This is a genomic window from Kitasatospora sp. NPDC088160, assembly GCF_044741445.1.
GTDB lineage: Bacteria > Actinomycetota > Actinomycetes > Streptomycetales > Streptomycetaceae > Kitasatospora.
In genome coordinates this window covers 175,176-196,381 of record NZ_JBIUSS010000004.1, presented here as the reverse complement: position 1 = coordinate 196,381, position 21,206 = coordinate 175,176, and the positions used below count along the sequence as shown (strand labels likewise).

Here is a 21,206-nt window from a genome sequence, read left to right as displayed (position 1 = left end):
TATGACGTGAGTGGCGGGTGCGGGGCGTGCCAGACCGAGTGCTCAGGTCAGAACGGCCGGTCGCCGGCGATCGCGGTCCGGTCCACGACCCGGCGGTTCGGGTGGTAGTCCGAGGTGGCGTAGTGCTGCACGGCCCGGTTGTCCCAGAAGGCGATGGACTTCGCCTCCCAGCGGAAGCGCACCTGGTATTCGGGGTACTCCAGCTGGCGGAAGAGGTGGGCCAGCAGCTCCTCGCTCTCGTCCGCCGGCAGGCCCGCGATGTGGGTGGTGAAGATCGACGTCAGGAACAGTGTCTTGCGCCCGGTCTTCGGGTGGGTGCGCACCAGCGGGTGTTCCACCGGCGGGTAGACCCCCTGGAAGTGCACCCGCTGCTCGTCGGTCATCAGCTCACGGTAGTTGGCCGACGGGGTGAAGTCGTTGACCGTCTTCAGCCCGTCGATGCGCGCCTTCACCTCGTCCGGGAGGTTGTCGTACGCGGCGGCCGCATCCGTGAACAGGGTGTCGCCGCCGCCCCCTTCGGGCAGTTCCACCATGCGCAGGACGGCGCCGAGCGGGGGGCGCTCGATCCACGGGAAGTCGTAGTGCCAGACGTTCTCGAAGCCGGGGTTCTGCTTGCCCTTCTCCAGTCGCACGACGTCCTCTCCGGTACCCGCCGGCAGGAACGGGTGCCCCTCGATCGCGCCCCATCGGCACGCGAAGGCCCGCTGCTGCTCGGCGGTGAGGTCCTGATCGCGGAAGAACAGCACCTTCCATTCGAGCAGGGCCCGGTCCAGCTCGCCGAACGCCTCGTCGCTCAGCGGGGTGCGCAGGTCGATGCCGTGGATCTCGGCGCCGATCAGCGGTCCCGACGGACGTACCTCGAAGTGCTCGTACGGGCCGCCCTGCCGGCCCTCCACGAGCCTGCGCAGGAGCCGGGGGCCGTGATGGTCCGTCCGGCCCTCGATGCCACGGCGGGCCAGTGACCGTACCTCCGCCAGCGCGGCGTCGACGCCCGTGTGCTCGGGGTGGGTCGGAGTGGTTGTCATGCGGTGGACCTCCTGGTCCTCGGGGCGCGGGTGCGCCGGGGTTGGTGGGACCGTCGCCTCGGGGCGGGGCCGTTACGCGTCCGCGGACCGCAGCCGCGCGGCGAGGACCGGCCCGATCTCCGCCAGGGCCGACGGCCGCATCATGCGGTGGTGGGTGGCCGGCACGTCGTGGGATTCGACCGGGCCGCCGATGTGGCCCGCCCAGACCGCCGCGGTGCTGCGGCCCGGTTCGTACGGGTCGCCGGGGTCGGACTCCGCGGCCCGGAAGAACAGCAATCCGCCGTGGAACCTGCCGGGCCTGAACCCGGCCATCAGGTCGAGGTCGTTGCGGTAGACGTCGCGGAGCGCGGCCCGGGCCCGGTCGTCCCCGAGGAGGAAATCGTCGTCGCCGACCGACTGGAGCAGGGAGCGGCCGAACTCGTCCTCGCTGAACCTGGGCATGTCGGCCCGGAGCCGGTCGTCCACGGGATAGGAGTCCACCATCACGAGCAGGTCGACCACCTTGCCCTCGCGCTCCAGGAGGGTGGCCATGGCGTGGGCCACCAGACCGCCGAAGGACCAGCCGAGTATCCGGTAGGGGCCCTCGGGGCGCACCGCACGGATCCGTGCCACGTAGTCGGCGGCCATGTCCTCGACGGTGGCCGGGAAGCCCGGCGTTTCCCCGGGCCCGCGCCGCGCCTGGAGCGCGTACACGGGCTGGTCGGGGCCGAGGTGCGGCAGGAGCCCCGCGTACGGCCAGCCCATTCCGGCAGCCGGGTGGACGCAGAACAGCGGAGACCGGGAACCCTCCGCGCGCAACGGCAACAGGGACTGCGGCGCAGCGCCGGACGAAGGGTCTGCGATCCGCCGGGCGAGCCCGGCCGGGCTCGGGGACTCGAACAGCGCGTGCACTTCCAGCGGCGTGCCGAGCGCGGCCCTGATCCGCGCGACGAGGCGGGCGGCAAGGAGGGAGTGCCCGCCGAGGTCGAAGAAGTTCTCGTCGACACCGACCGCGGGCAACTCCAGTACCTGGGCGAAGAGGCCACACAGGACCCGCTCCTGCTCGGTGGCCGGTTCGCGGGCCGGGGCGCCGCCGGTGAGCCGGGGCTCGGGCAGCGCCCGGCGGTCCAGCTTTCCGTTCGGCGTGAGCGGAAGCTCCGCCAGCTCGACGACGGCCGAGGGCACCAGGTGGGCCGGCAACCTCGCCCGGACGAACTCGCGTACCGCGGCCGTGTCGCACCCCCGCGTCTGCGGTACGACGTATCCGACGAGCCGCCGGTCCCCGGGCCTGACCTCGCGGGCCACCACCTCGGCGTGGACGATACCGGGGCAGGCGGCGAGGGCCGACCTGATCTCGCCGGGCTCGATCCGGAATCCACGGATCTTGATCTGGTCGTCGGACCGGCCGTGGTACTCCAGCTGCCCGTCGGGCAGCCAGCGGACCACGTCCCCGGTCCGGTACATCCGGCTTCCCGGCGGCCCGTACGGGTCGGCGACGAACCGTACGGCGGTGAGTCCGGGACGGTTCAGGTAGCCCCGGGCCACCCCGGCCCCGGCGAGGTACAGCTCTCCGCGCACCCCCTCCGGGGCCAGGCGCAGGCCGGCGTCCAGGACGTACGCCCTGATGTTGGGGATCGGCCGGCCGATCGGGGCGGCGGGCGGCCACGCGTCGACGTCCGCCGCCAGGGTGTGGGCCGTCACCAGGTGGGTCTCGCTCGGGCCGTAGTGATTGTGCAGCCGACGCCCGGCGCGGCCCCGCACGAATTCGCGTACCTGGCGGCTCGGGGTGAGCGCCTCACCGCCCTGCGCCAGGACCCGCAGCGACGGGATGGTCCACCCCTGGTCGAGGGCCGCCTCGCACAGGGCCTCCAGGACGAGGTTGGGGGCGAAGAGCTCGTTCACGCACTCCGCGTCAAGCCAGGCGGCGAGCAGCTTGGGGTCGCGCCGGACCTCGTCGGTCGGCACTACCAGGGTCTTGCCGAACAGCACCGCGGACAGGATCTCCTGCACGGACACGTCGAAACTGAGCGCGGTGAACTGGGCGACCCTGGCCCCGGCGGCCGAGGGGAAGGCCTCGTCGTGCCACGACAGGAGGTTGACCATCGCCCGCCCGGACATCACCACGCCCTTGGGCCGGCCGGTGGTGCCCGAGGTGTAGATGACGTACACGGGATGTGCCGGGTCGAGCCGGCCCAGCCGCTGCTCGTCGTCGATCTCCGTGCCGACCAACTGATCCAGCTCGCCCAGGGTGCCGGACTCGTCGAGGATCAACCGGGGGGCGTCCGTGTGCGGCAGCCGCCGGGCCGTGTCCACAGTCGTCAGCACGACGGCGGGCACGGTGTCGCTCAGCATGAACGACAGCCTCTCGGCGGGATATTCGGGATCAACGGGGAGATAGCAGCCGCCCGCTTTGAGGACGGCGAGGACGGCAACGGCGAGAAGGGCCGAGCGGGGCAACGCGATGGCGACGATCCGCTCGGGCCCGACACCCCGCGAGATGAGGAGCCGGGCGAGCCGGTTCGAGGCGGTATCCAGCTCCCGGTAGGTCAGCGTGGTCTCCGCCGAGACTACGGCCGGCAGGTGCGGGGTGTCCTCGGCCTGCCGGGCGAACAGCTCCGGGAGGCCGGCTTCCGGGTACTTGCGCTCGGGGCCGCCGAGCTCGGTGAGCAACCGGATCCGCTCTCCCTCGGTGAGCAGATCGACGGAGCCGACCCGCGTGTCCCGGTCCGTGCTGAAGGCGCGCAGGAAGCGCAGGAAGCGCGCGTGGTGCGCGGCCAGCTCGTCGGCTTCGTAGCGGGCCGAGTTGGCGACCAGATCGATGCGCAGCCCCAGGCCGTCCGCGCGGTCGAAGGCCGTGAACGACAGGTCCTCGACGATCCCCTGGGTCAGGTGGTGGGCAGTGGCGGGCCGACCGGCGAAGTGCAGGTCGTAGTCGAAGGCCATGATGTTGACCATGGGACCGGTCCGGTAGCGCCCCGTGTCCGGCAGGCCGAGGTCACGCCCCAGGCGCTCACCCCGGTGACGCTGGTGCCGGATCATCTCCCGGAATCCACCGGCGACTTCACGGACGAGCTCGTGCAGCGTGAGGTCCGGGCGGACCGTGACGCGCAGGGGCAGGACGTTGGAGTACATCCCCGGCGTGGTGCGCGCCGCGGCGTCGGTGCGGGCGGCCATCGGCAGACTCAGGATGACGTCCTGTGCGCCGGAGAGCCGGTGGACCTGGGCGGCCGCGGCCGCGATCACCAGCACGGACCAGTGGGTGCGGGCCGAGCGGGCGGCGGCCTTGAGCTGCTCGGTCTCGGCTACGGAGAGGCTGCCGGTGTGACTGGTCTGTCCCTGCGCGGCGGGCCCGCCCGGCGGTTGGGAGGCGAGGGTGGCGACTTCCGGTCCGTCCGCGAACCGGGCCGTCCAGTACGCCCGGTCCGCCGCACCCCGGCCGGAGGCCTGGTAGTCCGCGTCGTCCGCCAGCATCTCCCGGATGGCCCCGTACCGGCTGGCCGGCAGGGGGAGTCCCGCGGTCATGGCGGCGTAGAGCTCGGACACCCGTTGGGCGATCAGCGCGCCCGTGTGCCCGTCCGCGACCGCGTGGTGGGCGCTGAGGTACCAGAAGCTGCGATCCGGCCCCAGGCTGAACAGCGCGTAGGAGAAGAGCGGCCCTCGGGAAAGGTCCATCCGGCGGGACAGGTCGGCCCGCATCCAGGCCCGCGCGGCGGCCGCGGGGTCCGGTTCGCCACAGACGTCGAGGACCGGGAACTCCCAGTCGGAGAAGGGGGTCACGCACTGCCGGGGCTCACCGTCCTCCTCGACGAACAGGGCGTGCATCGGGACGGCCTCCGCGACGGCCTGCCGCACCGCCTTTTCGAAGACCCACCGGTCGATGGCCCCCTGGAGTTCCAGGTATTCACCGATGCGCTGCTGTGGAGCGGTCGGATCGACCTGTTCGGCCAGCCACATCTCACGCTGGGCCGTTGACACGGGAAGGCGCATGTCGCCGGATCCTGACCCTGACACTTCTCTCACACTCCTCATGGTGCGCACCGGCCGGCGGATTCCCGCCGAATACAAGGACGGAATGTGGAGGACGCGCGGAAAATTCGGGAAGCAACGGGAAGAAAAGCGCATCGTCGCGATCCCGACCGGACAACCCGGCTCCGCCTGACTCCACTGCGAGAAGAATGCTAGACGCGGGCGCTAAACCTCCACATGCACACCACTTGCATTTCACTCCGCTAAAGCGCCCCTTAATCCCGCCGAATCTCATTCTTCAGGATGACTGAAATCCTCTGATCCGGCTTTAGATTCGCGCTCTATGAACAATCCAGCGCCTCCCCGCCCGGGTCCGGCTACGAGTCGTCGCCCGGCAGCGCACACCCTTCGCGACCTGGCCACCCCGGCGCCCCGGCCGCGTGTCCCCACCCTCGCCGCGTACGCCTGCCTGCTGATCGGGCTGATCGACCTCGCGTCCGCCGTCTTCCCCGGCTTCCGCCACAGTCGGGTGCGCCTGCTGGCCGGTCAACTGCCCGGTGGCACCACCACGGTGACCGCGGTCGGCTCGCTGATGGTCGGCGTGCTGCTCGTGCTGCTGGCGCACGCGCTGCGCCGCCGCAAGCGGCGGGCCTGGCGGGCGGTGGTCGTGCTGCTCCCGGTGGGCGGGCTGCTGCACCTCCTGCGGTGGCACACCACCGCCACCGGTGCGGTGTCGTTCGCGCTGCTCCTGGTGATGCTGCTGTACCGGCGGGAGTTCTACGCGCTGTCCGACCCGCGTACCCGTTGGCGAACGCTGCTGAGCTTCATCGCGGTGGGCGGCGTCTCCCTCGTGCTGGGGCTGCTGATCACCAATGTGCACCCGGACTACGAGGCCGGCTCGCCCTCACTGGAGGAGCGGCTGCGGCACACCGCGTACGGACTCGTCGGAGTCGAGGGGCCGGTGCGCTACACCTCTGATCGGGTCGCGGACCTGGTCGGCTACTCACTCGGCGCGCTCGGTCTGATCACCCTGCTGACCACCTCCTACCTGTTCCTGCGGCCCGAGAAACCGCTGGCGGAGCTCTCCGCGGACGACGAGGCCCGGGTACGTGAGCTGCTCGAACGGCACGGGGCGCGCGACTCGCTGGGGTACTTCGCGCTGCGGCGTGACAAGAGCGTGCTGTTCTCGCCGACCGGCAAGGCCGCCATCGCCTACCGCGTCGAGTCCGGTGTGATGCTCGCCTCCGGCGACCCCATCGGCGACGTCGAGGCCTGGCCCGGAGCGATCAAAGCGTTCATGGACGAGGCCAGGCGGCACGCCTGGGTGCCCGCCGTGATCGGGTGCGGCGAGACCGGCGGCGAGGTGTGGACGCGCGAAGCGGGACTGGACGCCCTGGAGTTGGGTGATGAAGCGGTCGTGCACACGGCCGACTTCTCACTGAGCGGGCGGGTCATGCGCAATGTGCGCCAGATGGTCAAACGCGTCGAGCGCAACGGCTACTCCTGCAAGGTCCGCCGGGTCCGCGATCTCGACGACGCGGAGCGGGCGCGGATCGCGGCCGCAGCGGCCCGCTGGCGCGGCACCGACATCGAGCGAGGTTTCTCCACCGCCCTCGGCCGCTTCGGCGACGTGGAGGACACCGGCTGCGTGGTGGTCACCGCACACCACTCCCCGGACGTCGGATCGGGCGAGGCGGGCGGGAAGCCGGAGGCCGACGACCTCGCCGCCGTGCTGCACTTCGTACCCTGGGGCCCCGAGGGAATCTCGCTGGAACTGATGCGCCGGGACCGCGCCGCCGACCCCGGCCTCAACGAGCTGCTGATCGTCGCCGTTCTCCAGGCGGCGCCCGCACTCGGGATACGCCGGGTCTCGCTCAACTTCGCGATGTTCCGCTCAGCCCTGGCCCGGGGAGAACGGCTCGGCGCGGGACCGGTGTTGCGGGCCTGGCGAGGGCTGCTCGTGCTGCTCTCGCGCTGGTTCCAGATCGAGTCGCTGTACAAGTTCAACGCGAAGTTCCAGCCGGAGTGGGTGCCGCGCTTCCTGGTCTTCCCGCACACCCGCGATCTGCCGCGGATCGGGCTCGCGGCGATGCGGGCGGAGGCCTTCATCACCCTCGGCCGGCCCCAGTGGGGCCGCAAGCCGCTGCGGCAGGGGCTCGCCGGGGCGGGAGCCGGTACGGCTCGTCCGGCCCCGCGGGCGGAGCGCGTCGCGGGGCCGGACGAGCCGTAGGGATGCGGTCAGCCCGTTCAGCAGGCGAGATGGGCGAGTGTGTGCTCTTCGAGGCCGGCGTCCCGTGCCAGGACCGACTGCTGCAACTGCCTCAGCCTGGGCCCCGGTTCGATGCCGATCTCGTCGATGAGGACGCGCCGGATGCGGTTGTAGATCATGAGGGCTTCGGCCGGTCGGCCGCTGCGGTACAGCGCGAGCATGAGAAGACCGTGGAAGGTCTCCCGCATCGGCTGTTCGTCGATCAACCCGTAGAGCTCGCCGACCAGCGGCTTGTGCCGTCCCAGGAGCAGTTCCGTCTCGGCCCGCTCCTCCAGCGCGGCCGACCGCTTCTCGTCCAGCTGGTGGCCCAGGCTCTGCAATGCCGGAACCGTGGACAGGTCCGCCAGCGCCGGGCCGGTCCACAACCCGAGTGCCTGGGAGAGCAGCAGCGAGGCCTCCTCCAGCCGGCCCACCGCCCGCAGCTCCCCGGCACGCAGGCACAGCGATTCGAAGCTGTGCAGGTCCAGGGTGAGCGGGGCGAGTTCCATCATGTAGCCGGGCGGCCTGGTCAGCAGCCCGGACACGTCGAAGCCCGCACCCGCCAGATGCTTGCGGAGCCGGGAGACGTACACCTGCAGGGCGGTGGACGCGGTGCGCGGCGGCGTCCCCGACCAGAGGGCGTCGATGAGCTGCGGCGCGGACAGTGGGCGGCCGTCGTTCAGGCACAACAGCGCCAGCAGGGCCCGGAGCTTCAACGCCTGCGGAGTGCGCGGCGTCCCGCCGTCCGTCTCCACTGCAAGTGCTCCGAGAACGCGAAAGTACACGATTCTTCTCATCCCCCCGGTCAGAAGACCCGGAATCCTCAGAACCGATGGTCCGGTGAGTCCGGGCATGGTGTGTGAAGAAAGCAGAAGTCGCGCCGACAGCCCCTGGCACAGGTTGGCGACTGCACACCTTCACGCATGCGTCCCTCGCCGGCGCGCCCGAATTGCCGATGGCGACCCGACGACACCGGGCCACCTGGATTCCCCCCAAGCCGACCCGGCCTGGTATGCGCCGGGTCATGAATTCAGGACCCTATCACGCGCCGGATGGGCAACCCCCGCCCCTGCGGGAGGAACTCCGGACTGCCGGTTCGGACGTAAAGATTCCGCTTGAATCTATGACCGACGGGCGACTTTCGGGCAATAGCCGAACCACCCTCGCCCGACTGAGATCCGCTGGTCGGAAGCTCTCTCGGATCGAAGAACCAGACATACTGCCAGATTTCAGGATGGCGCTCATTGATAAAGGAATTCCACGGATTCGAGGTTCACTTGAGAGTCCACACCCGGGCCTGGAGCCAGTCGACTTCCCTGACGGAAACTCAAGACGGTCCTGATCGCGCCCACCCATCACGACCCCTCCGCAGGCGGGCAACGACGCGGCCTGGCCGCGCTCGGTGGACGGACGGCACCACTCGGTCGGGACGCTGCCGACAGCCCGGGGGCGAACCCCTCGTCATGTCCACTGGCGGGTGAATCTCGGCGCGGCGCCAGACCGGCGGGGCGCCTCATGCTCTACAGTTCCGATCGAAGTCCTGCACGTTTCGCCAGGTCAGGGCGTCATTTTTACTCATGCCCTGACGGCTGTTCGAGGTGGGGCGGGTGGGACTCGAACCCACGACCAAGGGATTATGAGTCCCCTGCTCTAACCGGCTGAGCTACCGCCCCGGTTCGCCGCGTGCGCCGGTCGTCGACCACGGCAGCAGCAGACGGCCCCGAAAGGACGTCCCGCGCAGCATAGCCGGTCGATCACCCGTGGTGCGCGCCGGGGGCGCGCACGGGTGCGCACAGGCGTGCGCCTGTCCTGATTGCGCAGTTCGGGTGGCGCCCGGACGGCCGCACGGGCAGCCTGGACGGATGACGACACGTGGGACGGGAGCCGCGGCCGGGGCGCTCGCGGTGCTGCTGGCCGCGGCGGGCTGCACCACCTCCGCCGGGCCCGGCGGGGGCGCGCCGACGGTCAGCTCGGCTCCGGCCACCCGCTCCGCCCGTCCCTCCGGATCCGCCTCGGCCTCCGGCGGCGGCCACGGCTGGAACCGACAACGGCTCAGGGGCGCCGTCTCCAGGCACACCGGAGTCACCCGCACCGCCAGGCCCACCGTGCTCAACGGCCTGGTCGGCGCCGTCTTCACCCGCAACGCGGACGGCGACCACTTCTGCACCGCCAGCGTCGTCGACAGCGCCGGGCTCAACCTCATCGTCACCGCCGCGCACTGCGTCTGGGACCCCCAACTCGGCCAGCGCAGCGACCTCGTCTTCGTCCCCGGCTACCGTAACGGCGACACCCCCAGCGGCGTCTGGCCGCTGATCGCCGTCACCGTCGACGACGACTGGAAGGACCACGCCGACCCGGACGTGGACGTCGCCTTCGCCGTCGTCCAGGCCCAGAACGGGCAGCAGGTGCAGCAGGTGCTCGGCGCCAACAAGCTGGGCGTCGGCCTCGGCTACCAGCTGCCCGTGCGGATCACCGGCTACCCCGGCACCAGCGACGTCCCGATCACCTGCGCCAACAACACCACCGAGCAGAGCTCCACCCAGCTGCGGATCGACTGCCCCGACTACACCGGCGGCACCAGCGGCAGCCCCTGGGTGACCGACTTCGACCCGAGCACCAGGACCGGCACCGTGGTCGGCGTGATCGGCGGCTACCAGCAGGGCGGCGACAGCCCGGACACCTCGTACAGCAGCTACTTCGGCGACCGCGTCCAGGCGCTCTACGACCGGGCCACCGGCTGACCGGAGGGGCGGCGGTGGCGCCGCCGGGCACGGCCTGATAGATCTTCCTCTCGAACGGCGGAACGCACGGACCCGGTGCCCGCCCCGAGGAACGAGACGGAGCCCCGATGGCCCCCCGCCCGGCACGGCCCCCGCGCGCCGCACGGACGGTCGCGCTGGCGGCCCTGCTGCTCGCCGCCGGAACCGCGTGCGACGGGGGCGAGCAGGACCAGGCGCCCGCCGCCGAGGTCGCGCAGCAGAGCAGCACCCGCGACCGGATCGGCACCCTCTCGGTCCGCACCGCGCAGGGCCCCCGGGCCTGCACGGCGAGCGTCGTCCGCAGCCCCAGGCACAACCTGCTGGTCACCGCCGCGCACTGCGTGCAGAACCGCCGGATCGGCCTGCTGGACGGCCTGGTGTTCACCCCCGGCTACCGCAACGGCTTCATCCCGTACGGCAGTTGGCCGGTGAAGTCGATCACCGTCGACCCGCGCTGGGCGGACGACGACGACCCCGAGTACGACGTGGCCTTCGTCACCGTGGGCACGGTCGGCGGCAAGCAGGTCGAGGACGCCGTCGGCGGCAACCCGATCGCCACCGGCCAGGGCTTCGGGCTCGCCGTCTCGGTGACCGGCTACCCGAACGAGCGCGACGAGCCGATCACCTGCGCGGCCAGGACCCGCTCGCAGAGCCCGACCCAGGAGCGCTTCGACTGCGACGGCTACACCGACGGCACCAGCGGCAGCCCGTGGGTGACGGACAGCGGCGCGGTCGTGGGCGTGATCGGTGGCTACCAGGAGGGCGGCGAGACGGCCGGCACCTCCTACAGCGTCACCTTCGACCGGCGGGTCTCCGCGCTCTACCGGGAGGCGACCACCTGAACCCGGTCGGCGGCCACCCGGACCCGGGAGGCGGCCGTCCGGGCTCCGGAGGCGGCCGCCCGAGCCGCCCGGCCGTCGCGAGGTGACGAAGGCAACACGAAGGCCCCCCGGTCATCCGAGGGGCCTTCGCTCTGAGCAGTCACCGGGCGGACCCGATGAAGCTCCCGCATTTGGACTCGAACCAAAAACCTGCCGGTTAACAGCCGGCTGCTCTGCCAATTGAGCTATGCGGGATCGCGGTACCGAACTGCCGTACCACGGACGGGAGGAGGGCTCTTGCAAGACCTCTCCCGAGCTCCCCCAATTGGACTCGAACCAATAACCTGCCGATTAACAGTCGGCTGCTCTGCCAATTGAGCTATGGGGGATCGGCTTCCGCCTCGGCCCCCGGTTCCCCGGGCTCCTCGGCGCTCGCTGCGGGACATACATTAGCGCACTCGGGGGGGTGGTCCGCCAATCGCTTTCGCCGGACCGCCCCCGGGGCTCCCGCGCGGCCTCCCACCCGGCGTGCCCGGCGCGCGCCCGGCACGGCCCCCGGGGATGCTGGGGGGCACGGACGGTTCGCCGTCCCGACGGACGGGTAGGGCAATGCGGCAGAAGGCCGCCAGGAGAGGGTGGATCCGATCATGTGGAAGCTGTCGTTGGCCGCGGGGTTCGCGGCCGGCTACGTCCTGGGCTCCCGGGCCGGGCGCCGGCGCTACGACCAGATCACGAAGGTCACCCGGCAGATCGCCCAGAACCCCACGGTGCAGGGCGCCGCCGACCGAGCCAGGCAGCAGGCCGGCGCGGTCGCCGGGAAGGCCGCCGGCGCCGTCGCGGACAAGGTCGGCGACCGGCTGCCGAACGCCGTCACCGACCGGGTGCCGTACTTCAACCGCTCCCGGGCCGAGGACGACGGCTGGGGTACCTTCCGCCCGTGACGGGACGGTGACGCCAGGGTGTACCAGGGCCCTGCGTCGAGTCCCGAACGGGCAACACCTCGCCCGGCCCGGACGCGTCCAGGGCCGGGCTGAGGCATGATCTCGGCATGGCCATCGTCGCGGGGATAGACAGCTCGACCAACCGCACCCGGATCGTCGCGTGCGACGCCGACACCGGCGCCGTCCTGCGCTCCGGCAAGGCGCCGCACCCCGTCCCCGAGGACCCGGACACCCGCCCCGGCGAGGCCGACCCACAGCTGTGGCTGCACTCGCTCGGCGACGCCGCCGCCGGCGGCCTGCTGGAGGGCGTCCGGGCCATCGGCGTCAGCGCGCAGCAGCACGGCATGATCGGCCTGGACGCGGGCGGCGTGCTGGTCCGGCCGGCGATCCTCTGGAACGACCCGCGCTCCGGCGGCGCCGCCGCCAAGCTGCTGGACGCGCTCGGCGGCCCGGCCGCCTGGACCGCCGCGATCGGCGCCGTCCCCAGCCCGACCTACACCATCGCCAAGCTGCGCTGGCTGGCCGAGTTCGAGCCGGCCAACGCCCGCCGGGTGGCCGAGGTGCTGCTCCCGCACGACTGGCTGGTCTGGCAGCTCCTCGGCCACCCCAGGCGCCGCACCACCGACCGGGGCGACGCCTCCGGCACCGGCTACTGGTCCCCGATCACCGGCGAGTACCGGCAGGACCTGGTCGAGCTGGCGCTCGGCCACGAGCTGCGGCTGCCCGAGGTGCTCGACCCCGCCGAACCCGCCGGGCACACCCCCGAGGGCCTGCTGATCTCGGCCGGCACCGGCGACAACATGGCCGCCGCGCTCGGCCTCGGGCTGCGCCCCGGCGACGCGGTGGTCTCGCTCGGCAGCGCCGGAACGATCTTCGCCGTGCACGACCAGGCCGTGGTGGACGCCACCGGGCTGATCTCCTCCTTCGCCGACGCCGCCGGCCGCCACCTCCCGATGGTCGCCACCCTCAACGCCGCCCAGGTGCTCCGCGCCACCGCCGCCATGCTCGGCCGGGACCTGGACGGCCTGAGCGACCTCGCCCTGCACTCCTCCCCCGGCGCGTACGGGCTGGTGCTCCTCCCCTACCTGGACGGCGAGCGGACGCCTGCCCTCCCGCACGCGGCCGGCACCCTGACCGGCCTGCGGGCCGAGTCGATGACACCGCAGCACCTGGCCCGGGCCGCCGTCGAGGGCATGCTGTGCAACATCGCGGACGCCCTCGACGTGCTGCGCGCCCAGGGTGTCGCGGTGCGGCGGGTGTTTCTGCTCGGCGCGGCCGGGCGGCTGCCCGCCGTCCGGCACATCGCCCCGCCGCTGTTCGGCGTCCCGGTCGTGGTGCCGCCGCCGGGCGCCCACGCCGCCCGCGGGGCCGCCCGGCAGGCCGCCTGGGCACTGGCCGGCACCCCGGAGCCGCCGGAGTGGGAGCTGCCGGACGCCGAGACCGTCGAGCCGGACGGGGAGCAGGACCTGGCGATCGGGTCGGCGGTGCGCCAGCAGTACCGCGCCGCCCGCGAACAGATCCACCCGGAGACGGCGGCCTGACCCCGGCTGCGGCGGCCTCGCCGGCCGGGGACGGCGGCGCCCCCCCGGCCCCGGCCGGTGAAGATGCGTCACCCGGCGGCCGGTGGCAGCGTGGGACGGGACACGGCCACCGGCTCGAAGGGCGGCAGGACTCCATGGCGCTGCACAAGGGGGCCGGCAACGACCGCCGGCTGAGCATCGGTCCGCTCGTGGGCGCCGCCGACCCGCTGGGCTCGATGAAGCTGGCACCGCCGCTGCACCGGCTCGGCGAGGGGCCCATCGCAGCCGACACCGCGTACCAGCTGATCCACGACGAGCTGATGCTGGACGGCAACGCCCGGCTCAACCTGGCGACCTTCGTCACCACCTCGATGGAGACGCAGGCCACCCGGCTGATGACCGAGTGCCTGGACAAGAACATGATCGACAAGGACGAGTACCCGCAGACCGCCGAACTGGAGCGGCGCTGCGTGGCGATCCTCGCCGACCTCTGGCACGCCCCCGACCCGGACGCCGCGGTCGGCTGCTCCACCACCGGCTCCAGCGAGGCCTGCATGCTGGCCGGCATGGCGCTCAAGCGCCGCTGGATGCGCCGCAACGCCGAGCGCTACGCGGCCGGGGCCCGACCCAACCTGGTGATGGGCGTCAACGTGCAGGTGTGCTGGGAGAAGTTCTGCACCTTCTGGGAGGTCGAGGCCCGCACCGCGCCCATGGAGGGCGAGCGCTTCCACCTCGACGCCGAGCACGCGGTCGCGCTGTGCGACGAGGACACCATCGGCGTGGTCGGCATCCTCGGTTCCACCTTCGACGGCTCCTACGAGCCGATCGCGGAGATCTGCGCGGCCCTGGACGACCTCCAGCAACGCACCGGCCTCGACGTCCCGGTGCACGTGGACGGCGCCTCCGGCGGCATGGTGGCGCCCTTCCTCGACCCCCAGGTGGTCTGGGACTTCCGGCTCCCCCGGGTCGCCTCGATCAACAGCTCCGGGCACAAGTACGGCCTGGTCTACCCCGGCGTCGGCTGGGCCCTGTGGCGCGACCAGGAGGCGCTGCCGGAGGAACTGGTCTTCCGGGTCAACTACCTCGGCGGCGAGATGCCGACCTTCGCGCTCAACTTCTCCCGCCCCGGCGCCGAGGTCGTCGCGCAGTACTACGTCTTCCTGCGGCTCGGCCGGGACGGCTTCCGGGCCGTCCAGGGCGCCTGCCGCGAGGTCGCCATCCACCTGTCCGAAGCGATCGGGCAGTTGGGCGGCTTCCGGCTGCTGACCCGCGGCGACCAGTTGCCGGTCTTCGCCCTCACCACCGCCGACGACGAGCCGTTCGACGTGTTCGACGTCTCGCGGCGGCTGCGCGAGCGCGGCTGGCAGGTGCCCGCGTACACCTTCCCCGCGAACCGGACGGACCTGTCGGTGCTCCGGGTGGTCTGCCGCAACGGCTTCTCGCTGGACCTCGCCGACCTGCTGCTGGCCGACCTCTCCCGGCTGCTGCCGGAGCTGCGGCGCCAGCCCGGCCCGCTCAAGGAGCTCGGGGTGCCGGCCCGGTCGGGCTTCCACCACTAGGCGTGTGTCCGCCGGGGCGTGAACGCGGTGGGGCGTGATCACGGTGGGAAGGGCGCGGTGGGGCGTGATCACGGTGGGAAGGGCGCGGCGAAGCGCCCTCCCCACCGTGCGTCCCGGACGAACCGGGGCAGCCTCCCCCCGCGAGGCTGCCCCGGCCGGTGGGGGAATCGGGACGTGCTGCCGGAGCGGGGACCGGTGACCGGTCCGCGTCCGAACGACGCCGTCGGGCGACGAACCGCGCCGACCAGAGAACTGTGCACGACGGACACGTGCACATGCGAGCGTTCCCTGGGGTTGTGAGACACTTCCGTCCGTCTCAGCGCCATGACCTGGGGTTTGGGACGCCGGACCGATGGGTTTGGAGAAGCGGAGACACCCGGACGGCCCCGGCCGGAGCCCGTTCCGCTCTCCCCGTCCCCCGTTCCCGTCTCGCACCGTTGGAAGGCCCCATGGGTTCCGCCTGGAAGAACCTGCCCGAAGAGCTGTCCGGACCCGCCCGGCTCCTGGCCGAGGAGCTCCGGGCCATCAAGGACGCCGCCGGACTCTCGCTGTCCGAGCTGGCCGCCCGGACGCACTACAGCCGGGCCTCCTGGGAGCGCTGGCTGAACGGCAAGCGGGTCATCACCGGGCAGGCGCTGGAGGCGCTGACCGGGGCGGTGGACTGCGACGGGCCGGCCCTGCGGGCGCTGTGGGAGCGGGCCGTGGCGGGGCCCGAGGAGGACGGCGAGCCCGCCGCCCCGGAGGAACCCGCCGCGCAGGCGGCCCCCGAGCAGGCCCCGGCGGCACAGCCCCCGACGGACCGGACCGGCGTGCCCGCCACCTCCGACGCACCTGCCGCCTCCGACGTGACCGACGTGCTCGACCTGACCGCCGCACCCGGCGAGCCCGGCGGCACCGTGCCGGCACCCGTGGCGTGGTGGCGGCGCCCGGCGACGCTGCTGACCGGCGCCGCCCTGCTGGTGGCCCTGCTGGTGCTGGTCGGCCTGCGGGCCACCCGGCACCAGGAGCAGCCGCAGACCGTCGCTGAGCCCGTCCCGACCGCCACCGCGGCCAAGCCCGTCCCGGGCGCTCCCGTCTGCCAGGCCGTCGGCTGCGCGCACAAGGACCCCAAGGCCACCGGCTGCGGCAAGGACGCCCGGACCCTGCAGACCGACGTCATCGGCAAGGTCGTCGTCTACCTCCGGTACAGCCAGACCTGCCAGGCGGCCTGGGCGGCGATCACCGAGGGTGAGCCGAACGACTACGCGACCATCACCGACGGCTCCGGCCAGAGCGAGACGGCGCTCATCCACTGGGGCTACGACAACTACTCGTCGATGCTGGACGCGGCCGACCCGGCCGTCACCTTCCAGGTCTGCGGGTACCAGCCGGCCGGGCACGTCTGCACCTCGCCCGTCTCCGGCCTGGCCGCCGTGGTGGCCTCCACCCCGATCCCGATCGGCCCCGCCTCGCCGCCCCCGGGCACCGGCCCGGACGCGGCGGCCACCGACCCGCCGTCCCCGGCACAGCCGACCGCCGCAGAGCCGACCGCCGCGCAGCCCGCCGGCGCACAGCCCTCCCCGGGCCGGTCCTAGCCGATCCCGGTGGGCCGCTCAGTCGAGATACCCGCGCAGCTGCGCCGCGAAGGCGTGGTCGCGGAGCTTGATCAGCGTCTTCGACTCGATCTGGCGGATCCGCTCCCGGGTCACGCCGAACACCGCGCCGATCTCCTCCAGCGTGCGCGGGCGGCCGTCGTCCAGCCCGTAGCGGAGCTGGACGACCTGGCGCTCCCGCTCGCCCAGGGTGGCCAGGACCGCGTCCAGGTGCTGGCGCAGCAGCAGGAAGGTGGCGGACTCCGCGGGTGAGGCGGCGTCGGCGTCCTCGATCAGGTCGCCGAGCGCGACGTCGTCCTCCTCGCCGACCGGGGTGTGCAGCGAGATCGGCTCCTGGGCCAGCCGGAGCAGTTCGCGCACCCGTTCCTCGGTCAGCTCCAGGGCGGCGGCGATCCCGGCCGGAGTCGGTTCCAGCCCGCGCTCCTGCAGCAGGGCGCGCTGCACCCGGATCACCCGGTTGATCAGCTCGACCACGTGCACCGGCACCCGGATCGTCCGGGCCTGATCGGCCAGCGCCCGGCTCATCGCCTGCCGGATCCACCAGGTCGCGTACGTGGAGAACTTGTAGCCGCGGGCGTAGTCGAACTTCTCCACCGCCCGGATCAGGCCCAGGTTGCCCTCCTGGATCAGGTCCAGCAGGGTCAGTCCGCGGCCGACGTAGCGTTTGGCGACGGACACCACCAGCCGCAGGTTCGCCTCGATCAGCCGGCGTTTGGCGATCCGGCCGCGCACCACCAGGGTGTCCAGTTCGCGGGCCAGCGGGTCGGGCGGCGGGGGGTCACCGTTCAGCCGCTCCTCGGCGAACAGGCCGACCTCGACCCGGCGGGCCAGCTCCACCTCCTCGGCGGCGGTGAGCAGGCGGACCCGGCCGATCTCGCGCAGGTACTGGCGGAGCAGGTCCGGCGCCGGGCCGGCGTCGCCCTCGGCCGGCGGGCGGGGCTCCTCCTCGTCCCCGTCGTCGGGCTCCGGACCCTCTGCGTCGGGCTCCGGACCCTCTACGCCGGGGTCCGTCTCCGGGGCCTCGGGGTGGCCCTCCGGCACGCCTCGGGCGCCGTCCGGGGGCGCGGCCCCGGCCCGGCCGTGGTCCGTCTCCCGTTCCCCGGGCGGTGCGGCACTCAGCGCGCCGGGCGGTGCGGCGGTCGGACTGGCGGTCGGTGCGGCGGTCGGGCTGGAGGTCGCGGCGAAGCCTCGGTCCACGGGCATCCCTCGGGGCGGGCGCGACTCTGGCGGACCCGCGCTGAACGGAGGTGGGACGCCCTCCAGTGTGCGGTACGCCACACTCCGTGGCCGAGACTCGTGCGCCGACTTTCTGGGCCGCTCCCACGGCCCCGCCGCACTCCTACAGCCCCGCCGCGCCCTGGCTGCGGAGCTGCTGACCGTACTGCTGGAGCTGCCACAGCTCGGTCTGCACCGCGTGCTGCTGCTCGGCGTCGGCCCGGTGGCCGAGCCGCTGGAGGTAGCCGCGGACCTCGGCGATCCGCCGGTCCACCGCCAGCAGGCGCAGCTTGACCAGGAACTCCCCGGCGTAGACCGCGTCCACCTTCCGGCGGGAGCGCACCGGCTCGACGGTCAGCTCGGTGACCAGCGAGCGCACCTGGTCGTCCGGGGCCGCCTCGCGCACCGCGCTGGTGAAGTCGGGCAGCGTCGCCCCGTACGCGGCGCCGCCGGCCTTGGCGATGGCCTGCCGGACGGCGGTGTACGGCAGGGTGGGGAACTCGTCCTCGCCGTAGTGGTCGAAGGCCGGGCTGACCAGGTCCGGGTGCTGGAGCGCCAGCTTGAGCAGCTCCCGCTCGACGAACTGGGCCGGGTCGCGCGGGTTGAGCCGGAAGGCGGGCTGCGCCGGGCGCACCGGCACGGGCTCGACGCGGCGCCCGCGGTCGGCGCCCCGGGGGTTCTGCTGGCGCTCGCGGTCCCAGCGGGCCAGCTGGGAGACCCGGCGGACGACGAAGGGCTCGTCCAGGATGCCGAGCATGCCGGCCAGGCGGACGGCGTACTCGTGCTGGATCGAGCGGTCCTTGATCTTGGCGACGATCGGGGCCGCCTCCTCCAGGGCCGCCGACCGCCCCTCCGGCGTCTCCACCCGGTGCTTGGACACCGCCGAGACCAGCGCGAACTCGAACAGCGGGACGGGGTTGTCGATCAGCTGCTTGACCGCCTCGTCGCCCTGGGCCAGACGCAGCTCGCACGGGTCCATGCCGCCCGGGCTGACCGCGATGGAGGTCTTGGCGGCGAACTTCTGGTCGTCCTCGAAGGCCCGCAGGGCGGCCTTCTGACCGGCCGCGTCGCCGTCGAAGGTGAAGACCGTCTCGCCGCGGTACTGCGAGGTGTCCATCAGCAGCCGACGGATGATCTTGATGTGGTCCTCGGCGAAGGCCGTACCGCAGGTGGCCACCGCCGAGGTGACCCCCGCCAGGTGGCAGGCCATCACGTCGGTGTAGCCCTCGACCACGACCGCGCGGCCCGACTTGGCGATCTCCTTCTTCGCCAGGTCGATGCCGTACAGCACGTGCGACTTCTTGTAGATCGGCGTCTCGGGGGTGTTCAGGTACTTCGGGCCGTTGTCGTCCTCGCGCAGGCGGCGGGCGCCGAAGCCGACCACCTCGCCCGCGATGTCCCGGATCGGCCAGACCAGCCGGCCCCGGAAGCGGTCGATCAGGCCGCCGCGCTGGCCCTGCGAGGCCAGGCCGCCGAGCAGGATCTCCTTGTCGGTGAAGCCCTTGCCGCGCAGGTAGCGGACCAGGTGCTCCCAGCCCACCGGGGCGTAGCCGACGCCGAAGGTCTTCGCGGCCTCCTCGTCGAAGCCGCGCTCGGCCAGGAAGCGGCGGCCGATCTCCGCCTCCGCCGAGGCCAGCTGCTCCCGGTAGTAGGCGGCGGCCACCTTGTGCGCCTCGACCAGGCGGGTCCGCTCGCCCTGCTGGTGGCGGGGGCTGTAGCCGCCCTCCTCGTAGCGCAGGGTGATGCCGGCCTGGGCGGCCATCCGCTCGACGGCCTCGGCGAAGGTGAAGTGCTCGATCTTCATCAGGAAGGCGATGGTGTCGCCGTTCTCCTGGCAGCCGAAGCAGTGGAAGACGCCCTTGGCCGGGTTCACGTAGAACGAGGCGGACTTCTCGTCGTGGAAGGGGCAGACGCCCTTGTACTCGCCGCCGCCACCGTTGGTGAGCTGAACGTAGTCGCCGACCACGGCGTCGATCGGCAGTGCGCTGCGCACCGCTTGTACGTCTTCGTCCCTGATCCGCCCGGCCACCCCGGAAGTCTACTGGGGTGGCCGGGGTTTCCCGGCGGTCCGGTCGCGCCGGGACCGGTCGCACCGCGCGCGGTCGGGCGCCGGGCGGTTGCGCCTGAGCGGTCGGGCGCCGGGCGCCGGGGCCGCGGGCGGTCAGGCCCAGGCGGCGCCGACGAGCCTGGCGTGCAGGGCGAGGGCGGAGGCGTCGGTGAGGGTGGCGATCTGGTCGATGACCGCGCGCAGGGCGGCCCGGTCGTCCTCGGCCTCGCGGTAGAGCGCGCCGAACACCGGGTCCAGGCCCTCGGGGGCGCGCTGGGTGAGCACGTACGCCAGCTCGGCGATCACGATCCGCTGGCGGGCCCGCAGCTGGGCCTGCTCGTCGCGCTGCATCACGAAGCGGACGGCGACCGCCTTGAGCACCGCGACCTCCAGCCGGACGCCCCGCGGCACCACCAGCTCGGCCGTGTACCGGGTGAGCCGGCCGGGGCCGTAGCGGGCCCGGGTGGCCTGCTCGGCGGCCAGGCAGAAGCGGCCGATCAGCTGGCTGGTGAGGTCCTTCAGCCCGGCCCGGGCGCGGGCCGTGCCGTCGTACTCCTGGGGCCACCGGTCCTGGGCGAGCAGCCGGTCTAGGGCGGCGGCCAGCTCCTCCGGCTCGGCGTCCGGGGCGTAGCGCTCGGCGACCTTGAAGAGTTCGGCCCGCTCGCTCGGCGCCCGCAGCACGGCCGGGTCGATGTGGCCGGCCTGGAGGCCGTCCTCGACGTCGTGGGTCGAGTACGCGACGTCGTCGGACCAGTCCATGACGGTGGCCTCGAAGCACTTGCGCCCGGCCGGGGAGCCGGCCCGCAGCCAGCGGAACACCGGCAGGTCGTCGGCGTAGACGCCGTACTTGGGCGAGGCCGGGTCGGTGGGGTGGGCGCCGCGCGTCCACGGGTACTTGGTGGCGGCGTCGAGGGCGGCGCGGGTCAGGTTGAGGCCGACGCTGCGGCCGGGCCAGGGGGCGAGCCGAGCGGCGGGGTGCTCACCCTCCGGGGCGAAGCGCTTGGGTTCGAGCCGGGTGAGGATGCGCAGCGACTGCGCGTTGCCCTCGAAGCCGCCGCAGGCCTCGGCGGCCTGGTCGAGCGCCTCCTCGCCGGTGTGGCCGAACGGCGGGTGGCCGATGTCGTGGGCCAGGCAGCCGGCCTCCACGAGGTCCGGGTCGCAGCCCAGGGCGGCGCCCAACTCCCGCCCCACCTGGGCGCATTCGAGGGAGTGGGTGAGCCGGGTGCGGGGGAAGTCGCTGCGCATCGGGGCGACCACCTGGGTGGTGCCGGCCAGCCGCCGCAGCGCCGCCGAGTGCAGCACCCGGGCGCGGTCGCGCTGGAACGCCGTGCGGCCGGGGCGCTTGTCCGGTTCGGGGACCCAGCGGGCCTCGGCGGCGTGGTCGTACGGGAGCGGGGCGGCGGCGAGGCGGTGCGCGGTGTCATCCATATGCCCCTCACGGTACGCCGCGCCCCCGACAGCCGGGGTGTGCCGCGCACGAAGGGGCGTGGGCCGGAGCGTGAATCCTGCGGTACGCGCTGATGTCCGCCCCGGC

The 21,206-nt window shown here is 72.9% G+C and carries 13 protein-coding genes and 3 tRNA genes; 7 read left to right on the top strand and 9 right to left on the bottom strand.

All coding sequences use genetic code 11. The features are described from left to right. Positions 1-47: 47 nt before the first annotated feature. Both ACIOGZ_RS07690 and ACIOGZ_RS07685 read right to left on the bottom strand, forming a co-directional pair. On the bottom strand, positions 48-1,025 hold the full coding sequence (locus ACIOGZ_RS07690) for a TauD/TfdA dioxygenase family protein (protein ID WP_400985177.1): 978 nt from the start codon (positions 1,023-1,025) through the stop codon (positions 48-50). A gap of 72 nt (positions 1,026-1,097) precedes the next feature. Continuing rightward, the gene (locus tag ACIOGZ_RS07685) at positions 1,098-4,991 is read right to left on the bottom strand and encodes an amino acid adenylation domain-containing protein (RefSeq protein ID WP_400985175.1); all 3,894 of its coding nucleotides are present in this window, start codon (positions 4,989-4,991) and stop codon (positions 1,098-1,100) included. A 322-nt stretch (positions 4,992-5,313) separates the two neighbouring features. Between ACIOGZ_RS07685 and ACIOGZ_RS07680 the strand changes: the two genes are divergently transcribed. Beyond that, on the top strand, positions 5,314-7,200 hold the full coding sequence (locus tag ACIOGZ_RS07680; protein ID WP_400985173.1) for a phosphatidylglycerol lysyltransferase domain-containing protein: 1,887 nt from the start codon (positions 5,314-5,316) through the stop codon (positions 7,198-7,200). Positions 7,201-7,217: 17 nt separating this feature from the next. Here ACIOGZ_RS07680 and ACIOGZ_RS07675 read toward each other — a convergent pair whose 3' ends face one another. Together ACIOGZ_RS07675 and ACIOGZ_RS07670 are read right to left on the bottom strand one after the other, a co-directional pair. Further along, positions 7,218-8,003: a BTAD domain-containing putative transcriptional regulator gene (locus ACIOGZ_RS07675; RefSeq protein ID WP_400985171.1), complete on the bottom strand. Its 786-nt coding sequence runs from the start codon at positions 8,001-8,003 to the stop codon at positions 7,218-7,220. Positions 8,004-8,817: 814 nt separating this feature from the next. Next, positions 8,818-8,891, bottom strand: a tRNA-Ile gene (locus tag ACIOGZ_RS07670). A gap of 189 nt (positions 8,892-9,080) precedes the next feature. On the opposite strand from ACIOGZ_RS07670, the gene ACIOGZ_RS07665 reads away from it, so the two are divergent. Then, positions 9,081-9,959 (top strand): trypsin-like serine peptidase, encoded by an 879-nt coding sequence (locus tag ACIOGZ_RS07665; RefSeq protein ID WP_400805421.1) that lies wholly within the window; start codon positions 9,081-9,083, stop codon positions 9,957-9,959. A gap of 107 nt (positions 9,960-10,066) precedes the next feature. Next, positions 10,067-10,819: a trypsin-like serine peptidase gene (locus tag ACIOGZ_RS07660; RefSeq protein WP_400805420.1), complete on the top strand. Its 753-nt coding sequence runs from the start codon at positions 10,067-10,069 to the stop codon at positions 10,817-10,819. 161 nt (positions 10,820-10,980) lie between these two features. On the opposite strand, the gene ACIOGZ_RS07655 is transcribed toward ACIOGZ_RS07660, so the two are convergent. Together ACIOGZ_RS07655 and ACIOGZ_RS07650 are read right to left on the bottom strand one after the other, a co-directional pair. Beyond that, positions 10,981-11,053, bottom strand: a tRNA-Asn gene (locus ACIOGZ_RS07655). Positions 11,054-11,114: 61 nt separating this feature from the next. Continuing rightward, positions 11,115-11,187: transfer RNA gene (locus ACIOGZ_RS07650), tRNA-Asn, on the bottom strand. Positions 11,188-11,433: 246 nt separating this feature from the next. Between ACIOGZ_RS07650 and ACIOGZ_RS07645 the strand changes: the two genes are divergently transcribed. The 4 genes from ACIOGZ_RS07645 to ACIOGZ_RS07630 all read left to right on the top strand — a co-directional run bounded on the left by ACIOGZ_RS07645 (position 11,434) and on the right by ACIOGZ_RS07630 (position 16,392). Beyond that, positions 11,434-11,739, top strand: a complete 306-nt coding sequence (locus ACIOGZ_RS07645; RefSeq protein WP_350878155.1) for a hypothetical protein — start codon at positions 11,434-11,436, stop codon at positions 11,737-11,739. A gap of 107 nt (positions 11,740-11,846) precedes the next feature. Then, complete coding sequence (locus ACIOGZ_RS07640) at positions 11,847-13,280, top strand: FGGY family carbohydrate kinase (RefSeq protein ID WP_363586322.1); 1,434 nt, start codon at positions 11,847-11,849, stop codon at positions 13,278-13,280. Between the two features lie 134 nt (positions 13,281-13,414). Continuing rightward, positions 13,415-14,818, top strand: coding sequence for a glutamate decarboxylase (locus ACIOGZ_RS07635; protein ID WP_363586323.1), 1,404 nt, complete (start codon positions 13,415-13,417; stop codon positions 14,816-14,818). A gap of 449 nt (positions 14,819-15,267) precedes the next feature. Then, the gene (locus ACIOGZ_RS07630; protein WP_400985170.1) at positions 15,268-16,392 is read left to right on the top strand and encodes a DUF2690 domain-containing protein; all 1,125 of its coding nucleotides are present in this window, start codon (positions 15,268-15,270) and stop codon (positions 16,390-16,392) included. An 18-nt stretch (positions 16,393-16,410) separates the two neighbouring features. Here the strand turns inward: ACIOGZ_RS07630 and ACIOGZ_RS07625 are convergent, their stop codons facing one another. The 3 genes from ACIOGZ_RS07625 to ACIOGZ_RS07615 all read right to left on the bottom strand — a co-directional run bounded on the left by ACIOGZ_RS07625 (position 16,411) and on the right by ACIOGZ_RS07615 (position 21,100). Then, positions 16,411-17,613, bottom strand: a complete 1,203-nt coding sequence (locus ACIOGZ_RS07625) for a sigma-70 family RNA polymerase sigma factor (RefSeq protein ID WP_363629252.1) — start codon at positions 17,611-17,613, stop codon at positions 16,411-16,413. 136 nt (positions 17,614-17,749) lie between these two features. Then, positions 17,750-19,654 (bottom strand): DNA primase, encoded by a 1,905-nt coding sequence (gene dnaG / locus ACIOGZ_RS07620; RefSeq protein ID WP_363629250.1) that lies wholly within the window; start codon positions 19,652-19,654, stop codon positions 17,750-17,752. Between the two features lie 132 nt (positions 19,655-19,786). Next, positions 19,787-21,100 carry a deoxyguanosinetriphosphate triphosphohydrolase gene (locus ACIOGZ_RS07615; protein ID WP_363586325.1) on the bottom strand — a complete coding sequence of 438 codons (1,314 nt, stop codon included), beginning with the start codon at positions 21,098-21,100 and terminating at the stop codon, positions 19,787-19,789. Positions 21,101-21,206 lie beyond the last annotated feature (106 nt).

Excerpts from the sequence above, each read along its gene's own strand:
- ACIOGZ_RS07665 (WP_400805421.1), top strand. The coding sequence starts at position 9,081 with ATGACGACACGTGGGACGGGAGCCGCGGCCGGGGCGCTCGCGGTGCTG.
- ACIOGZ_RS07640 (WP_363586322.1), top strand. The coding sequence starts at position 11,847 with ATGGCCATCGTCGCGGGGATAGACAGCTCGACCAACCGCACCCGGATC.
- ACIOGZ_RS07625 (WP_363629252.1), bottom strand. The coding sequence starts at position 17,613 with ATGCCCGTGGACCGAGGCTTCGCCGCGACCTCCAGCCCGACCGCCGCA.
- ACIOGZ_RS07615 (WP_363586325.1), bottom strand. The coding sequence starts at position 21,100 with ATGGATGACACCGCGCACCGCCTCGCCGCCGCCCCGCTCCCGTACGAC.
- ACIOGZ_RS07635 (WP_363586323.1), top strand. The coding sequence starts at position 13,415 with ATGGCGCTGCACAAGGGGGCCGGCAACGACCGCCGGCTGAGCATCGGT.
- ACIOGZ_RS07685 (WP_400985175.1), bottom strand. The coding sequence starts at position 4,991 with ATGCGCCTTCCCGTGTCAACGGCCCAGCGTGAGATGTGGCTGGCCGAA.
- ACIOGZ_RS07630 (WP_400985170.1), top strand. The coding sequence starts at position 15,268 with ATGGGTTCCGCCTGGAAGAACCTGCCCGAAGAGCTGTCCGGACCCGCC.
- ACIOGZ_RS07680 (WP_400985173.1), top strand. The coding sequence starts at position 5,314 with ATGAACAATCCAGCGCCTCCCCGCCCGGGTCCGGCTACGAGTCGTCGC.
- ACIOGZ_RS07690 (WP_400985177.1), bottom strand. The coding sequence starts at position 1,025 with ATGACAACCACTCCGACCCACCCCGAGCACACGGGCGTCGACGCCGCG.
- ACIOGZ_RS07660 (WP_400805420.1), top strand. The coding sequence starts at position 10,067 with ATGGCCCCCCGCCCGGCACGGCCCCCGCGCGCCGCACGGACGGTCGCG.